At 72.1% G+C, this 14,717-nt stretch carries 19 protein-coding genes; 6 read left to right on the forward strand and 13 right to left on the reverse strand.

All coding sequences use genetic code 11. The features are described 5' to 3' along the window. Positions 1-78 precede the first annotated feature (78 nt). Positions 79-576 carry a transcription elongation factor GreA gene (greA, locus tag ACIQCJ_RS09805; RefSeq protein ID WP_188280881.1) on the forward strand — a complete coding sequence of 166 codons (498 nt, stop codon included), beginning with the start codon at positions 79-81 and terminating at the stop codon, positions 574-576. A gap of 132 nt (positions 577-708) precedes the next feature. On the opposite strand, the gene ACIQCJ_RS09810 is transcribed toward greA, so the two are convergent. The 3 genes from ACIQCJ_RS09810 to ilvA form a co-directional block, all read right to left on the reverse strand. Next, positions 709-1,560, reverse strand: a complete 852-nt coding sequence (locus tag ACIQCJ_RS09810) for an ABC transporter permease (protein ID WP_401312847.1) — start codon at positions 1,558-1,560, stop codon at positions 709-711. Beyond that, positions 1,557-2,576 carry an ATP-binding cassette domain-containing protein gene (locus tag ACIQCJ_RS09815; protein WP_391049111.1) on the reverse strand — a complete coding sequence of 340 codons (1,020 nt, stop codon included), beginning with the start codon at positions 2,574-2,576 and terminating at the stop codon, positions 1,557-1,559. The genes ACIQCJ_RS09810 and ACIQCJ_RS09815 overlap by 4 nt, the downstream gene beginning before the upstream one ends. A 283-nt stretch (positions 2,577-2,859) precedes the next feature. Next, on the reverse strand, positions 2,860-4,089 hold the full coding sequence (ilvA, locus tag ACIQCJ_RS09820) for a threonine ammonia-lyase (protein ID WP_355350136.1): 1,230 nt from the start codon (positions 4,087-4,089) through the stop codon (positions 2,860-2,862). Between the two features lie 207 nt (positions 4,090-4,296). On the opposite strand from ilvA, the gene ACIQCJ_RS09825 reads away from it, so the two are divergent. Genes ACIQCJ_RS09825 through ACIQCJ_RS09835 form a run of 3 tightly spaced genes read left to right on the forward strand, consistent with a single transcriptional unit; the run spans position 4,297 to position 5,704 of the window. Beyond that, positions 4,297-4,854 (forward strand): MarR family transcriptional regulator, encoded by a 558-nt coding sequence (locus tag ACIQCJ_RS09825; RefSeq protein ID WP_355350139.1) that lies wholly within the window; start codon positions 4,297-4,299, stop codon positions 4,852-4,854. Between the two features lie 32 nt (positions 4,855-4,886). Beyond that, entirely contained in the window at positions 4,887-5,444 is a 558-nt protein-coding gene (locus ACIQCJ_RS09830; protein ID WP_401312843.1) for a sigma factor-like helix-turn-helix DNA-binding protein, read from the forward strand. Further along, positions 5,441-5,704 carry a hypothetical protein gene (locus ACIQCJ_RS09835; RefSeq protein WP_391049106.1) on the forward strand — a complete coding sequence of 88 codons (264 nt, stop codon included), beginning with the start codon at positions 5,441-5,443 and terminating at the stop codon, positions 5,702-5,704. The genes ACIQCJ_RS09830 and ACIQCJ_RS09835 overlap by 4 nt, the downstream gene beginning before the upstream one ends. Positions 5,705-5,799: 95 nt before the next feature. On the opposite strand, the gene ACIQCJ_RS09840 is transcribed toward ACIQCJ_RS09835, so the two are convergent. Both ACIQCJ_RS09840 and ACIQCJ_RS09845 read right to left on the reverse strand, forming a co-directional pair. Further along, positions 5,800-6,972, reverse strand: coding sequence for a cystathionine gamma-synthase (locus ACIQCJ_RS09840; protein WP_355349930.1), 1,173 nt, complete (start codon positions 6,970-6,972; stop codon positions 5,800-5,802). Positions 6,973-6,994: 22 nt separating this feature from the next. Next, positions 6,995-7,558, reverse strand: coding sequence for a PadR family transcriptional regulator (locus tag ACIQCJ_RS09845; RefSeq protein ID WP_355349927.1), 564 nt, complete (start codon positions 7,556-7,558; stop codon positions 6,995-6,997). 127 nt (positions 7,559-7,685) lie between these two features. On the opposite strand from ACIQCJ_RS09845, the gene ACIQCJ_RS09850 reads away from it, so the two are divergent. Beyond that, positions 7,686-8,144 carry a nuclear transport factor 2 family protein gene (locus tag ACIQCJ_RS09850; protein WP_402711118.1) on the forward strand — a complete coding sequence of 153 codons (459 nt, stop codon included), beginning with the start codon at positions 7,686-7,688 and terminating at the stop codon, positions 8,142-8,144. A 50-nt stretch (positions 8,145-8,194) separates the two neighbouring features. Next, positions 8,195-9,085 (forward strand): DUF3626 domain-containing protein, encoded by an 891-nt coding sequence (locus tag ACIQCJ_RS09855; protein ID WP_402711119.1) that lies wholly within the window; start codon positions 8,195-8,197, stop codon positions 9,083-9,085. Here the strand turns inward: ACIQCJ_RS09855 and ACIQCJ_RS09860 are convergent. From ACIQCJ_RS09860 to ACIQCJ_RS09895, 8 genes are all read right to left on the reverse strand, one after another. Beyond that, on the reverse strand, positions 9,040-9,378 hold the full coding sequence (locus tag ACIQCJ_RS09860; protein WP_355349918.1) for an STAS domain-containing protein: 339 nt from the start codon (positions 9,376-9,378) through the stop codon (positions 9,040-9,042). The genes ACIQCJ_RS09855 and ACIQCJ_RS09860 overlap by 46 nt on opposite strands. 103 nt (positions 9,379-9,481) lie before the next feature. Next, positions 9,482-9,808: an Asp23/Gls24 family envelope stress response protein gene (locus tag ACIQCJ_RS09865; protein WP_391161720.1), complete on the reverse strand. Its 327-nt coding sequence runs from the start codon at positions 9,806-9,808 to the stop codon at positions 9,482-9,484. 4 nt (positions 9,809-9,812) lie between these two features. Next, the gene (locus tag ACIQCJ_RS09870; protein ID WP_355349913.1) at positions 9,813-10,424 is read right to left on the reverse strand and encodes a hypothetical protein; all 612 of its coding nucleotides are present in this window, start codon (positions 10,422-10,424) and stop codon (positions 9,813-9,815) included. Beyond that, positions 10,415-10,987, reverse strand: coding sequence for an RNA polymerase sigma factor (locus ACIQCJ_RS09875; RefSeq protein ID WP_402711283.1), 573 nt, complete (start codon positions 10,985-10,987; stop codon positions 10,415-10,417). The genes ACIQCJ_RS09870 and ACIQCJ_RS09875 overlap by 10 nt, the downstream gene beginning before the upstream one ends. 211 nt (positions 10,988-11,198) lie before the next feature. Further along, on the reverse strand, positions 11,199-11,705 hold the full coding sequence (locus ACIQCJ_RS09880) for an Asp23/Gls24 family envelope stress response protein (RefSeq protein ID WP_402711120.1): 507 nt from the start codon (positions 11,703-11,705) through the stop codon (positions 11,199-11,201). 260 nt (positions 11,706-11,965) lie between these two features. Beyond that, complete coding sequence (locus tag ACIQCJ_RS09885) at positions 11,966-12,361, reverse strand: VOC family protein (protein ID WP_391049091.1); 396 nt, start codon at positions 12,359-12,361, stop codon at positions 11,966-11,968. A gap of 166 nt (positions 12,362-12,527) precedes the next feature. Then, positions 12,528-13,211, reverse strand: a complete 684-nt coding sequence (locus tag ACIQCJ_RS09890) for an ABC transporter ATP-binding protein (protein ID WP_402711121.1) — start codon at positions 13,209-13,211, stop codon at positions 12,528-12,530. A gap of 24 nt (positions 13,212-13,235) precedes the next feature. Beyond that, on the reverse strand, positions 13,236-14,699 hold the full coding sequence (locus ACIQCJ_RS09895; protein ID WP_402711122.1) for an ABC transporter permease: 1,464 nt from the start codon (positions 14,697-14,699) through the stop codon (positions 13,236-13,238). Between the last annotated feature and the right edge of the window lie 18 nt (positions 14,700-14,717).

A 14,717-nucleotide genomic window follows, 5' to 3' on the forward strand; every position in this document is an offset into this window, starting at 1 on the left:
GGTGCGACGGCACACACCGCCCCGCGGGGAGTCCGCGGGACAGGCACACGGCATGACCAGTACCGACGAGGAGCACCTGTGACCCAGACCAGCGAGAACGTCACCTGGCTGACCCAGGCGGCGTATGACCAGCTCAAGGCCGAGCTGGAGCATCTGTCTGGTCCGGCGCGCGCCGAGATCGTCGCCAAGATCGAGGAAGCCCGCCAGGAAGGCGATCTCAAGGAGAACGCCGGCTATCACGCGGCGCGTGAGGACCAGGGCAAGCTGGAGCTGCGCATCCGCCAGCTCAACCAGATCCTGGAGTCCGCGAAGGTCGGCGAGGCCCCGGCGGACGACGGTGTGGTGGCGCCCGGCATGGTGGTGACCATCGCCTTCGACGGCGACCCCGACGACACCATGACCTTCCTGCTCGGCTCCCGCGAGGGCGTCTCCAGCGACCTGGACACGTACTCGCCGCAGTCGCCGCTCGGCCGCGGTGTGGCGGGCAAGAAGCCGGGCGAGGACGCCACGTACGAACTGCCCAACGGCAAGAGCGCGTCGGTGAAGGTCCTCGACGTGAAGCCGTACCAGGGCTGAGCGGACAGCGGTGTGCCGCCCGTCCCCGTGGCACGGGCGGCACATGTGTGACGCGGCTCTCCGCGAAGGCGTCGGGCGTGACGCGATCGTCGAGCGTGAGGCGGTCGTCCGGCTCTCCGCGGTGACCGGCTGTTAAGCGGTCGCCGAGCGGTACTTGCGGACCGCGAGCGTACGGAAGACCACGATGATGAGCACGGACCAGATCAGCGACGCCCACACCGGGTGCTGCATCGGCCAGGCGCCGGACTGCGAGACGCCCGGGTTGCCGAAGAGCACACGGCACGCCTGCACGGTGGCGCTGAACGGGTTCCAGTCGGCGACCGCCCGGAGCCAGCCCGGCATGTTGGACGAGTCCACGAAGGCATTCGACACGAACGTCACCGGGAAGAGCCAGATCAGGCCGCCCGAGGTGGCCGCCTCCGGGGTGCGGACCGACAGGCCGATCAGCGCGCCGATCCAGGAGAAGGCGTAGCCCAGCAGGAGCAGCAGCAGAAACGCGCCGATCATCTTCGGCACGCCGTTGTGGATGCGCCAGCCGACGAGCACGCCGACCACCGCGAGGACGACGACGGTGAGCGTCGTCTGGACGAGGTCGGCGAGGGTGCGGCCGGTGAGCACCGCGCCGCGCGCCATGGGCAGCGACCGGAAGCGGTCGATCAGGCCCTTGTTCATGTCGTCGGCGATGCCCGCGCCCGCGCCGGCGGTGGCGAAGGTGACCGTCTGGGCGAAGATGCCCGCCATCAGGAAGTTGCGGTAGTCCGAGGCGCTGAGGGAGCCGCCGACGGCGACCGAGCCGCCGAAGACGTAGCTGAACAGCACCACGAACATGATCGGCTGGATCAGCCCGAAGATGATCATCTCGGGGATGCGCAGCATCCGGATCAGATTGCGCTTGGCGACGACCAGCGAGTCCCTGACGGACTGGACGACGCCGCCCGCGCCCTTGGGCGCGGCGGTGGTCACGATGTCGGTCGTGGCGCTCACTTGACTGCCTCCTTGCGGGACGCGTCGGCCTTGCGGGCGCCCGGGTCCTCGGTCTCCTCGTCGGCGGCGTTGTCCTGCTCGGCCGCGTGGCCGGTCAGGGAGATGAACACGTCGTCCAGGGTGGGTCGGCGCAGGCCGATGTCGTCGATCTCGATGCCCTGCGCGTCCAGGTCGCGGATCACCTCGGCGAGCAGCTTGGCGCCGCCGGTCACCGGGACGGTGATCTTCCGCTGGTGTTCCTCGATCTTCGCGTCGCCCTTGCCGAATCCGGCGAGCGCGCGGGCGGCGTCGGAGATGCGGTCCCGCTCGTGCACGACGACCTCGACGCGTTCGCCGCCGGTCTGCGCCTTGAGCTGGTCGGAGGTGCCGCGCGCGATGACCTTGCCGTGGTCGATCACGCAGATGTCGTGCGCGAGGTGGTCGGCCTCTTCCAGATACTGGGTGGTGAGCAGCAAGGTGGTGCCGCCCGCGACCAGTTCCTGGATGACCTCCCAGAGCTGCTGGCGGTTGCGCGGGTCGAGTCCGGTGGTCGGCTCGTCCATGAACATCACCGGCGGGCTCACGACGAGCGCGGCGGCGAGGTCGAGGCGGCGGCGCATACCGCCGGAGTAGGTCTTGGAGGGCCGGTTCGCGGCGTCCGCCAGATTGAAGCGCTCCAGCAGTTCGTCGGCCCGCGCGCGGGCCGCCTTGGCGCTCATCTGGTAGAGCTGGCCGACCATTTGGATGTTCTCCCGGCCGGTCAGATACTCGTCGACCGCGGCGAACTGTCCCGACAGGCCGATGTGCCTGCGGACCTCGTTGGGGTGCTTCAGTACGTCGATGCCCGCGACGACGGCTCTGCCGCTGTCGGGTTGCAGGAGTGTGGTCAGGACCCGGACGGCGGTGGTCTTTCCCGCGCCGTTCGGCCCGAGCAGCCCGAGGACCGTGCCCTCCGGCACGTCGAGGTCCACTCCCCCCAGTGCCTTGACATCGCCGAAGGTCTTCACAAGACCCTCTGCATAGATGGCGCCCGGCATTTTGTCACTCCGTCCGTTGGTGCGGTGTGCAGCTCTCACGACTGGTGCGGTGTGCGGCTTCATGACTTCGACCGCCCGAACGGCCGAAACTCATCGCTCAGCGCGCGGCGGACCGCGCGGCGAACCGCGATGGAACGCGAGAATGACAGACGCGATATATCGCGTCAAGCCAATTTCGCGTCCGCCACGGAACCTGGTACACGGCGCGCCGCCGCGGGGGCTCGGCGGGCGATTCCCCCGCGGCGGCGGGTCGTACGACGGCGAGCTCCGCCCGCCGGGGCGGTCACCGGATGACGGTGTAACCCGCGTTCTCCAGTGCCTCGCCCACGGCGACACAGTGCTCAGGTCCCTTGGTTTCCAGGTGCACCTCGACCTCGGCCTCGGTGAGGCCGAGCCGCGGGTCGGTGCGCACATGGCTGACATCGAGGACGTTAGCGTCGACCACTGACAACACCCCCAGGAGCGTGGCGAGCGCGCCGGGCCGGTCGGTGAGACGCAGCCGCAGGGACAGGTAACGGCCGGCGGCCGACATGCCGTGCCGCAGGATGCGCTGCATCAGCAGCGGGTCGACATTGCCGCCGGAGAGCACCGCGACGACGGGCCCCCGCAGCGCCTCGGGCGCGGCCAGCAGCGCCGCGACCGGACTGGCCCCGGCCGGTTCCACGACCAGCTTCGCGCGTTCCAGGCAGAGCAGCAGCGCGGAGGAGAGCTGGTCCTCCGTCACCGTCACGACCTCGTCCACCAGGTCCCTGACCAGGGCGAACGGTATGTCGCCCGGACGGCCGACCATGATTCCGTCGGCCATCGTGGCGACCGTGCCGAGCGCCACCGGGCGGCCGACGGCGAGCGAGGGCGGATACGCGGCGGCGCCCGCGGCCTGCACGCCGACGATCTTCACATCGGGCCGCAGCGCCTTGACGGCGACCGCGAGACCGGCGGCGAGACCGCCGCCGCCGATGCCGACCACGATGGTGCCGACCTCGGGGCACTGCTCAAGGATCTCCAGGCCCACCGTGCCCTGCCCGGCGATGATGTCCGGGTGGTCGAAGGGGTGGATGAAGACCGCCCCGGTCTGCTCGGCGTACTCGATGGCCGCCCGCAGCGTCTCGTCGACGACCGCGCCGTGCAGCCGTACCTCGGCGCCGTAGTCACGGGTCGCGGCCACCTTGGGCAGCGGGGCGCCGACGGGCATGAAGACGGTCGAGCGGACGCCGAGCAGGGAGGCCGCGAGGGCCACGCCCTGGGCGTGGTTCCCGGCGCTGGCCGCCACCACCCCGGCCGCGCGCTCCTCCGGGCCGAGGCCCGCGATGCGGACGTACGCGCCGCGAATTTTGAACGAACCTGTGCGTTGAAGATTCTCGCATTTGAGGTGCACAGGTGCTCCGACCAGCGACGACAGATGGCGGCTGCCTTCCATCGCGGTGATACGGGCCACCCCGGAGAGCATTTTGTGCGCTCCTCGCACGTCATCGAGGGTGATCGAAGGGGACGCTGCGGGCACCGAACTGTCCATGGGCCCAGTCTCCCAGCTCCGGCGGACCGCCACCGCCGGGGGCCAAGGGTGTCACCGGCGGCCGGAATACGTGTCAGGGCCGGGGCCGCGGCGGGCGGCGTATTGCCGGTGAAGGGTCACGGGGCCTTCCGCGCCGCGTACTCTTCTCCACAACTTCCGCCTTCCCGTTCCCCTTCACAGGACCGACAGAACGCGAGCTTCAAGGTCATGTCCAACCCCACGGAGACCTCGACCGAACTCCTTGAGCGCCTCCAGCACCAGGTCGCACTTTTCGCCCGTCGCGCGGAACAGACGCGGCTCGGCGGAGTCGGCAAGGCCCGCAACTCCATGGACCGCGCCGCCTACCTGCTGCTCAACCGGCTCGACCGCGAAGGCCCGATGGGCGTCAAGGCGCTCGCCGAGGCCATGGGCATCGACTCCTCCACGGTCACCCGTCAGGTCGCCCCGCTCGTCGACACCGGCCTGGTCAAGCGCACCTCGCACCCGGAGGACGGCCGCGCGGTCGTCCTCGCCCTGTCGCCGCGCGGCCGGTCCCGGCTCGACGCGGTACGCGACTCCCGCCGCCGGCTGATGGCCGAGGTCACCGACGAGTGGACCCCGCGGGAGCGGGAGATCTTCACCGAGCTGCTGGCCCGCTTCAACACCTCGCTCGCCGACTGGCACACCGGGGCGGGACAGCGCGAGGAGCCGGAGTCCGACGAGGCCGGTGGGACCGAGGGGACCGGCGGCGCGACGGGGTCGCGGGGAGACACGCAAGGGGCTTGACCCGGAACGCCCGGTTGCCGTCCCATGGCCGCGTGGGGAAGCGCCGGGCGGCAGCGGAAAACCGACGGGACGCCGAATTCGCGGCGTTCACCGCGGGCGCGGCGGGCCGTCTGCTGCACGCCGCCACACTGCTGGCGGGCGACCCTGAGGCCGCCGACCGCCTCCTGACCGCGACGCTCGCGCACGTCTACGCCAACTGGCTCACGATGCGCGCGGAGGACCCGTACGAACGGGCCAGGAGCGAGCTGGTACGGCGGTTCGCCTACCGCCCGTGGTGGCGGCGGCCCCGCGGCGGCACCCTCGACCGGCTCAGCGGCCAGGAGCGGCTGATCGTCGTGATGCGGCACTTCGAGGGCGTCGCGGAGGAGCAGACCGCGGCCCAACTCGGCCTGCCCGTCGAGCGGGTGCGCGCCATCTGCGCCCGCGGGACGGCCACGTTGCGCAGCAGGCCCGAAGAGGACGATCCGGCCGCCGCCGCGGCGGCCAGGGCCGTGGCCGCCGCCGCGGCGCGGGCCCGCAGAGCCCCCGGGGAGACCGAACCGGCTTCCGAGGCAGCGGAGTTGGCCGAGTCCAGCGCGGTGGCGCCGTGAGCCGCCTGCCCAACCGCCGCGACGACGAGGTGCGCCGCCTGCTGGACACCCCGCACCCGGTGGTCCCGCTCGATCTCACCGCCCGCGCCGCCGCCCGCGGACGCCGGATCGTACGCCGCCGCCGGGTCGTCCGACTCGCCCTGTGGCTGGTGCTGTTCGCGGCCGTCGTGGCCGGTCTGGTACTGGCCGCGGTGGCGTGGCCCGACCACTCGGCCCCTACGACGCCGACGGACGGCAGTTGGTGGTCGGCGACGGGCTGACGCCTTTCGTGGGAAAGGCGCCGGGCCCGTACGGTACGCGGCGCGCGCGACCGTACGGGCCCGGGAGTTCACGCTCTCACGACCGTGTCACAACCTCAGCCGAGGGCCTGCGCCAGGTCGGCCAGCAGGTCGTCCGCGGCCTCGATGCCGACCGACAGGCGTACCAGATCGGCGGGCACCTCCAGCGCGGAACCGGCCACCGAGGCGTGCGTCATACGGCCCGGGTGCTCGATCAACGACTCGACGCCGCCGAGGGATTCGCCGAGCGTGAAGAGCTCCGCGCGGTCGCAGACGGCGACCGCCGCATCCTCGCCGCCCACGACGCGGAAGGACACCATGCCGCCGAACGCCTTCATCTGCTTGGCGGCCACCTCGTGCCCCGCGTGCTCCGGCAGACCGGGGTAGTACACCTGCGCCACCTTCGGGTGCGCGGCCAGCATGCCGGCCACCCGCGTCGCGTTGGCGCTGTGCCGGTCCATCCGTACCGCGAGCGTCTTGACGCCGCGCATCACCAGCCACGCGTCGAACGGCCCGGCGACCGCGCCCATCGCGTTCTGGTGGTACGCCAACTCCTCGCCCAGGCCCGCGTCCGAGGTGACCAGCGCGCCGCCGACCACGTCGGAGTGCCCGCCCATGTACTTGGTCGTGGAGTGCACGACGACGTCCGCGCCGAGCGCCAACGGCTGCTGGAGGTAAGGGCTCGCGAAGGTGTTGTCGACCACCAGCCGCACCCCGGCCTGCCGGGCGACCCCGGCGACCGCCGCGATGTCGGTGATGCCGAGCAGCGGGTTCGAGGGCGTCTCGACCCAGATCAGCTTGGTCTCCGGCCGGAGCGCGTCCCGTACCGCCTGGACGTCGGAGGTGTCGGCCACCGACCAGCGCACGCCCCAGCGCTCCACGACCTTCGCGAAGAGCCGGAAGGTGCCGCCGTACGCGTCGTTCGGGATCACCACGTGGTCGCCCGGCGCGAGCATCGTACGCAGCAGGCAGTCCTCGGCCGCGAGCCCCGAGGCGAAGGCGAGGCCGCGGCTGCCGCCCTCCAGCGCCGCCAGGTTCTCTTCGAGGGCGGTCCTGGTCGGGTTGGCCGACCGGCTGTACTCGTAGCCGCCGCGCAGGCCGCCGACACCGTCCTGCTTGTACGTCGACACCTGGTAAATCGGCGTCACCACGGCCCCGGTCTGCGCGTCCGCGGCCTGGCCGGCGTGGATCGCGAGGGTCTCGAAGTGCTGGTGGCCGATGTCCTGGTGCCCGATGTGCTTGTCGCTCATGGCCCCGAGCGTAGTGCCGCCGTCAGGCCCGCGCCGACAGCCTCGCGCGCAGCACGGCCGCGCTGCGCTCGCACCACTCGGCGTTTCCCCGCTCGAAGGCGAGGCCGCGCAGGCACGTCAGATACGGGCCGATGCGGGTGCCGTGGCGCAGGAAGTCCTCCTCGTCCCGGTCGCCGCGGAGCTTGCCGAGCAGGGTCGTGAACAGCTCGGCCTTCGCCGCCGCGAAGGCGGCGCGCTCCATGAGCTGGGCGATGACGGCCTCGGTGCCGAGGCGGTCGGCGGTCTGAACCTTCACAAGGAGTTCATCACGGATGAAGGACGGTTTCGCGGGCGCCGCCGCGAAGCGTTCCAGTTCGGCGAGGCCGGCGTCGGTCACCTGGAAGAGGCGCTTGTTCGGCCGCGTGTCCTGGACGACCTCCCGGCCGGTGACCAGGCCGTCGCTCTCCAGCCTGGTCAGTTCCGCGTAGAGCTGCTGGGGCAGCGCGTGCCAGAAGTTGGCCACGCCGACGTTGAACGCCTTGGCCAGCTGGTAGCCGCTCAGCTCCTCGTCCAGCAGCGCCGCGAGGACCGCGTGGCGCAAAGCCATCGCTCGGCCTCCTCCCGTCCGCCCGGTCCGTTGTACGCTCGACATGGTACTCAAGAAAGTGACTAATCAGATGCACGACTAGGGGGTCCGCCCAGGGCAGCCCTCCAGAACCGAAGGAGCAGCCGCCGTGACCGCGACGGACGCCGTGACCGCAGACCCCTCCGCCTTCCGCGCCGCCGTCGAGTCGGGCGACGTCGAGGCCCTCAGCCGCCTGTTCACCGACGACATCCGGCTCTACAGCCCGGTGAAGTTCACCCCGTTCGAGGGCAAGCCGCTCGTCGTCGGCCTCTTCCACGTCCTGGTGCGCACCTTCGAGGACTTCCGCTACATCGGCCGGTTCGACGGCTCCGCCCGGACCACCGGTGACGGCACCGACGCCCCGTCCGCGATCCTGCTCTTCCGCGCCACCGTCAACGGCAAGGAGATCCACGGCATCGACATGCTCCAGTTCGACCCGGCCGGGCTGATCAAGGAGATCACCGTCATGGTCCGCCCCCAGTCCGCCGTCCAGACCCTCGGCGAAGCCGTCCTCGCCGGCCTCGTCGCCGACGGCCTGGCCCCGACCCCGGCCCCGGCCCCGCGCTGACGGCCGACGGCTCGGCCCGCACAGGAGACAGGGGGCAAGAGGTGGATGACGTGACCGGGGAACCGTCGCTCGCGGCGGATGAGGCGTTGCGCCACGTGACCGGGCTGGCGCGGGCCGGGACGCCGGTTGCCGCCGGGGTGCGGGTGAGCGTGAATTTCCATCCGGACCGCGGGGGGATGCTGGAGGCGCTGGGACGGGAGGGCGTGTACCGGTCGCAGTTCGTGACCGGCACGAGCAACGGGGGCCTGACCGCGTATCCGGGCGGAGACCGGTGGCGGTGGGAGAGCCGGATCTTCGGGGGCGCGTACGACCGGGCGGACGGGCGGGCACGGCCGGTGTACGGGGCGTTGAACTTCCGGCGCGAGCGGGTCGGCGCGGCCCCGCGCTTCGGGTCCGCGCACTTCCGGCTGCGCGCCGGGACGCTGGCGCGGGCGACCTTCTGCTATCCGGACAGCGCCTGGGAACCGTCCGACTTCGGGGTCGAAGGGACGGTGTCGGCCCTGGTGGAGCTGGCCCGCGCGGACACCGCGGCCGGGCGGGGGGACGCGCTCGACGGCTATGTGGAGGCGCAGGTGCACGGTCCCGTGGTGCTCGCCGAGGACGTGGAGGCACTGGTGCTCGACCCGAGCCACCGCGGCACCGCCGTGGAGGACGCCGCGCGCCTGCTGCCGTGCCCGCTGGAGTGGCACGCCGGTTTCCGCCTCGCCGTCACGGAGTTGCGCCGCCACCCGGACTACCGGGGGCCGGAATTCGTCGCGCTGGGCGCCGAGATCGCGGAGGGCGGATTCCTCGACCCGCGCGTCATCGGCGAGGCCGCCCGCACCGGCCGCCGCGACCCGCAGTCGCTCAAGCGCGTCTGGCACTGCGTGGCCCGCTTCGGGGCGCCGCCGGAGGGTCAGGCGGTTGTGGTGGGGGAGGTCGGGGAGGTGGGGAGGCGGTAGTCGGACAGGGAGAGCATGCGGCGGTGCTGGGGGCGCAGACCCGTGATGTGGAGCGGGAGCGCGAAGGCGGTGCAGCGGGCGTGCAGGCTGCTCAGGAAGCGCAGCGCCGTCGTGTCCATGAAGGGGACGGCGTCGAAGTCGAGGTGGACCCCCCGCAGGCCGGGGCGCAGCGCCAGTTGGGCCTGGGTCAGGGCCGGGCGCGCTTCGAGGTCGATGTCCCCGCACGGCCGGAGGGTGAGTATCCCGTCGTCGTCCAGCGCGGTCGGACAGGTGAAGGGAGCCGTGGCGTCCATGGCGGTCTGTGTCCTCTCTCGAATCTCGAAGGGTCTGCACCCTTGGACACCGTGGGCGGACGGACATCACGCGCGGGGACGTACCCGGTGAAAACGGGCGGTCTCAGACGATCGCGGTGACCGTCACCGACACCGTGACCGGCGTGGTCAGCGTCTGCGGATACGTCGTGTAGACCGCCTCGACGACCGCCTCCCGCACGTGCTGGGCGACCCGGGCCGCCTGGTAGCCGGTGCGTACGGCCAGCGAGACCGTGACCGCGCACTGCGCGGGGTCGGTCCGCCACCGCACGGTGACACCGGGGGCGGTACGCGAGCGCAGCCGGTCGGTCAGGCGCGGGCTGAGGTAGGCGACGCCGGGGACGTCGACCGCGGCGGCGCCCGCCGCGGTCGCGGTCTCGCGCTCTTCCGGTGTGCGGGTCAGCGGGTTCATCGGGTCAGCCCTCCCCGGAGGTCGCGTCGTTGAGCGGGCGGTCGGCCGCCGCCCCGTCGTCCAGGACGTCCACCACCGACACGTCCACCGCGGCGACGTCCAGGCCGATCACCGCGTGCGCCGCGTTCATGACGCGTTCGCGGACCGCCGCGGCGGCCTCGGGGACGGTACGGCTGAGGACGACGGCCACTTCCAGGCGGACCCGCAGCGGCACGCGCGGCAGCGGCAGGCCGGGCAGTACGTAGCGCGCGGGCTCGCGGGCCGCGGTGATCCGGCAGCTCCCGGCCACGACACCGGGAACCGCGTCCGCGGCCTGCCGGAAGAGCCGGGCGGCGGCGGTCTCGGTGATCCAGTCGTCGGCCGCGGGGTCGCCGAGCGGTACGAGGCGGCCGGGCCGCAGTTCGGTCCGCACCAGGTCCATCACGCGGGCGGCCAGATCGGGCGCGGGCAGGTCGCGTACCGCCAGCGCCTGGTGCACGGCCTGGTCGAGCTGGGCCAGTTCGGCGAGCGAGTCCCGGCAGTGCGGGCAGTCCTCGTGGCCGGGGGCGGGCTCGCCGCCCTCCCACAGATCGGCCAACGAGGCGTCGCAGGGCAGGAGTTCGTCGTCTAGCGCCATGTGTCCATCGCCTCCGTCAGATAGCGGCGGGCGCGGAAGATCCGTCCCCGGACGGCCGGTTCGCCGATCCCCACGGCGGCGGCGATCTCGTCGTACGACAGGCCGTGGAATTCGCGCAGCACCCAGCACGCGCGCTGCTCGGGGGTGAGCCCGGCCAGCGCGCCGTGCAGCGCCTCGGCCGACGCGGCGGACTCCGCGGCGCGGACGGGCGAGGACTGGTACTCGGGCGCGGCGGGTTCGACGATCGAGTCCAGCGGCTGGGTGGGGCGGCGGCCCCTGAGGACGTTGAGGCAGCGGTTGGTCACGATGCGGTACATCCACGTGCCGAAGGCCGCGTTCCTGCGGAACTCCGGCAGCCGCCGCCACGCGCTGACATACGCGTCCTGCACCGCGTCCTCCGCCTCGGCGTCGTTGCCGAGCAACCGGCGTGCCAGGCGCAGCAGTTCGCCGCTGTGCCGCCGTACCAGGATCTCGAACGCCTCGTCGTCGCCCTCGCTCGCGCGGGCGACCAGCAGGTCTTCCTCCCGCCCGGACGCCGGCGGCTCCGGCTCGGGCGGGGGCACATGCGACGGCGCCCCGTCGGACGCCTCACCGGACACGGCACCGCGCCGGGTCCTCGGCGGCGAGCAGAGGCACGTACAAGCAGGTCAACGTCGTCCGTCCAACAGGTGATCGCGGTCCACGGGGGTGTGCCGTACGGCACCGGGTTCGTGCGAGCGGCAGCGGCGTGCGGGGGCGCCGGGGTGGGACAGCCCCGGCGCCCCCGGAGAACGGCTACTGCACTCGTCCCTCGGCGGGGGTGTCGTCGTCCTCGTCGGGCAGGTGCACGTCGACGATCGAGACGTTGACTTCGACGACCTCGAGGCCGGTCATGCGCTCGACGGCGGAGATCACGTTCTCCCGTACGTCGGCGGACACATCGGTGATGGCGACGCCGTACTCGACCACCAGCTCCAGGTCCACGGCCGTCTGCCGCTCGCCGACCTCGACCTTGACGCCGCGGGTCACGTTGGGGCGGCCACCGGGGACGCGGTCGCGGATGGCGCCCATGCTGCGGGCGAGGCTGCCGCCGAAGTCGTGGACGCCGAGCACCTCACGTGCCGCCATGCCCGCGATCTTCTCCACGACGGAATTGGCGATGGACGTACGGCCGCGCTCGGCGGGCACGCGGAAGGCGCCGTCGGCCCGCTTCTCCAGGCCCTGCCCCTTGCTGCCGTCGTCGTCGCGGTCCGTGCTGGTGTGCTGGGGCGAAACCGGCGCTTCGGCCTTCGTCGTGGTCATACCGGGTCTCCTGGTGTTCGCAAGTGCACCGGCCGGGTCGCGCGGATCCACTGACGCGGATCGCACGACGGTGGATCGTACGAATACGCCGACCCTACGGTGCATGTGGCGGCCTCATGGGCCCTGACATTCTTAAGACACCCCTGATCCGGAGACCTCACGCGCGAATCCGGGATCTTCTCGAAGAGATTCCCGCGCGGGTCGGCGGGAGCGGGCCCGGCCCGGGTCCTGAGGCTCCGCGGCCCCGGTCCCGGCGGGGCTCAGACGTCGGTGCGCACCCAGAGGCAGAAGGGGTGACCGGCCGGGTCGAGGAAGATCCGCGTGTCGTCCTCCGGCTGGTACGCGGCGAGGGTGGCGCCGCAGGCCAGGGCGGTGGCGGTGCCCGCCGGGAGGTCGGTGACCTCGAAGTCGAGATGCAGCATCATCTGCTGCGCGGCGGGGGCGGAGGGCCAGGTCGGCGGGGTGTAGAGGGGCTCGGTCTGGAAGGACAGGCCCGTGCCGCCGCCGGGCGGGTTGAGCTTCACCCAGTCGGGCTCCCGCGCGGTGACCTCCCAGCCGAGCAGCCGCCGGTAGAAGTCGGCGAGCGCCGTCGCGTCGGGCGCGTCGAGGACGACGGCGGTGAAGGTCGTACGCAGTGGTGCGGTCGGCTCTGACATCGGTCTCCCCTGGTCGCGGCGGGCCGGGCACGGCGGCCCGGCTCTCGGGCGTGCGGCCCGTCCGCGGTCCAGCGTGGCACCGGGCACCGACAACGCGGCGCCGCCTCTCCGCCGCCGGACGGATCGACCGGCGGAGGGGAGGCGGGGGGCCCGCCGCGCTCCCGACTCAGGCGGCTGTGCGCTCGCGCAGCGTCAGCGTCCCCTTCCTGATCGTCGCCAGCCGCGGCGCCCGCTTGGCGATGCCCGAGTCGTGGGTGACGAGGATGAAGGTGAGGCCGCGGTCGCGCCAGAGCCCTTCGAGCAGGTCCATGATGTCGTCGCGGGTGCCCTCGTCGAGGTTGCCGGTGGGCTCGTCGGCGAGCAGCACCTTGGGCTCCTTGACCAGGGCGCGGGCGATGGCGACGCGCTGCTGCTGGCCGCCGGAGAGCTCGGACGGCAGGTGGGTCAGCCGTTCGCCGAGGCCCACCGACTCCAGTGCCCGCGCGGCGCGTTCGCGGCGGGCCGCGCCCTTGACCCCCATGGGTACGAGGGCGGTCTCGACGTTCTCCTGCGCGGTGAGGGTCGGGATGAGGTTGAAGCTCTGGAAGATGAAGCCGATGTTCTCCGACCGCACCTTGGTGAGCTTGGCCTCGCCGAGCTGGGCGAGGTCGACGCCGTCCAGTTCCACGGCGCCCGATGTCGGGCGGTCGAGGCCGCCGAGCATCTGGAGGAGCGTGGACTTGCCGCCGCCGGTGGGGCCCTGGATGACGAGCTGGTCGCCGTCGGCGATGGCCAGGTCGATGCCCTTGAGGGCGTCCACGGTGGCCTTGCCGCGCCGGTAGCGCTTGGTCACGCCAGTCAACTGATACATGGTCAATTCCTTCTGGACGAGGGGCTATTCGACGCGGCGCAGGGCGTCGGCGGGGCGCAGCCGGGAGGCGCGCCAGCCGCCGAAGGCGCCCGCGATCAGGCCGCCCGCGACGGCCAGGCCGACGGCGAGGGCGATGGTGTGGACGCTGACCGGGGCGCTCAGCGCGATGTCGACGGTCTTGGCGGCGGAACGGGCCGGGCCGCCGAAGCCGCCGCCACCGCCGCCTGCGCCGCCACCGCCACCGCCACCGCCTCCGCTGGAGCCGAGTTGAGCGCTGAGCGTCGGGCTGATCGCGGTGACCGCGTACGCCCCCGCCAGGCCGAGCGCGATGCCGAGGACACCGCCGAGCAGCCCGTTGACCAGCGCTTCGCCCATCACCTGCCGGGTGACCCGGCCGCTCTTCCAGCCGAGCGCCTTGAGCGTGCCGAATTCCCGTACCCGCCTGCTGACGGCGGAGGAGGTGAGCAGCCCCGCGACCAGGAAGGCCGCGACGAGGACGGCGATCGACAGCCACTTGCCGACGTTGGTGGCGAGCGAGGACGCCGTCGACAGCGAGCCGGAGACGGTGGAGGCCAGGTCGGCCGAGGTGGTGACCGTGGTCCCCGAAATGTTCTTCTGGATGGCCGACTTGACGCTGTCGATCTGCTGCGAGCCGGACGCCTTGACGTACACCGTGGTGATCTTGTCCGCGGAGTCCGAGAGCGTCTGCGCCTGCTTCAGCGGCAGGTAGAGGTTGGCCGCCGCCTGGCCGCTGTCGGCGGTCGCGATGCCGATGACCTTGTACTTCGTGTCCTTTACGGTGACCGTCGAGCCGACCGAGAGCTTGTTCTCCTTGGCGTACGCGGAGTCGGCGACGGCGACCTCGGCGTCCGCCTGGGCGGCGGTGAAGGTGGTGCCCGAGGTGATCTTCGACGAAGTCAGCGGTCCGAGCGCGAGGTTGGAGACATCGACGCCGTACAGCGTGTAGCTGTTGGCGTCGAACTGCGCGCCACCGCCCCGGACTTCGCCCTGCGGCGGGGTGTTGCCGCCGCCGCGCCCGCCGCCGCCGGAGGTGCCCTGCTTCTGCTGGAACTGTCCTTGTGTGAACGAGCCGTCGATCTTGAGCACTTGGAGGCTGAGGCCGCCGACCGCGCCCGCGACGTGCTGCTGGCCGCTCACCTTGCCGACGACCGAGGACGCCAGCGTCTGGAAGCCCTGGACCATGACGCGGTCGCTGCTCTGCGTCTTTCCGTCGCTGTTCGCGTCGAAGTCGAACTTGGGGCGGGTCGTACCGCCGCTCGCGGTGGCGGCGGGCGCGGCCTTGGTGACGGTCATGTCCGTACCGAGGCCGTACAGCGACTGGAGGACCTTGTCCTGCGCCTGGCCCATGCCGGACGAGACGGAGTTGACGGTGATGACCAGCCCGATGCCGAGCGCGAGGCCCAGGGCGACGACGAGTGCCGCCTTGCGTCGGCGGCGCAGCTCGCGCCGGAGATACGTGAAGAACATCCGATTCCTCGTGGGTGG

It is taken from the genome of Streptomyces sp. NPDC093221 (assembly GCF_044753885.1).
GTDB lineage: Bacteria > Actinomycetota > Actinomycetes > Streptomycetales > Streptomycetaceae > Actinacidiphila.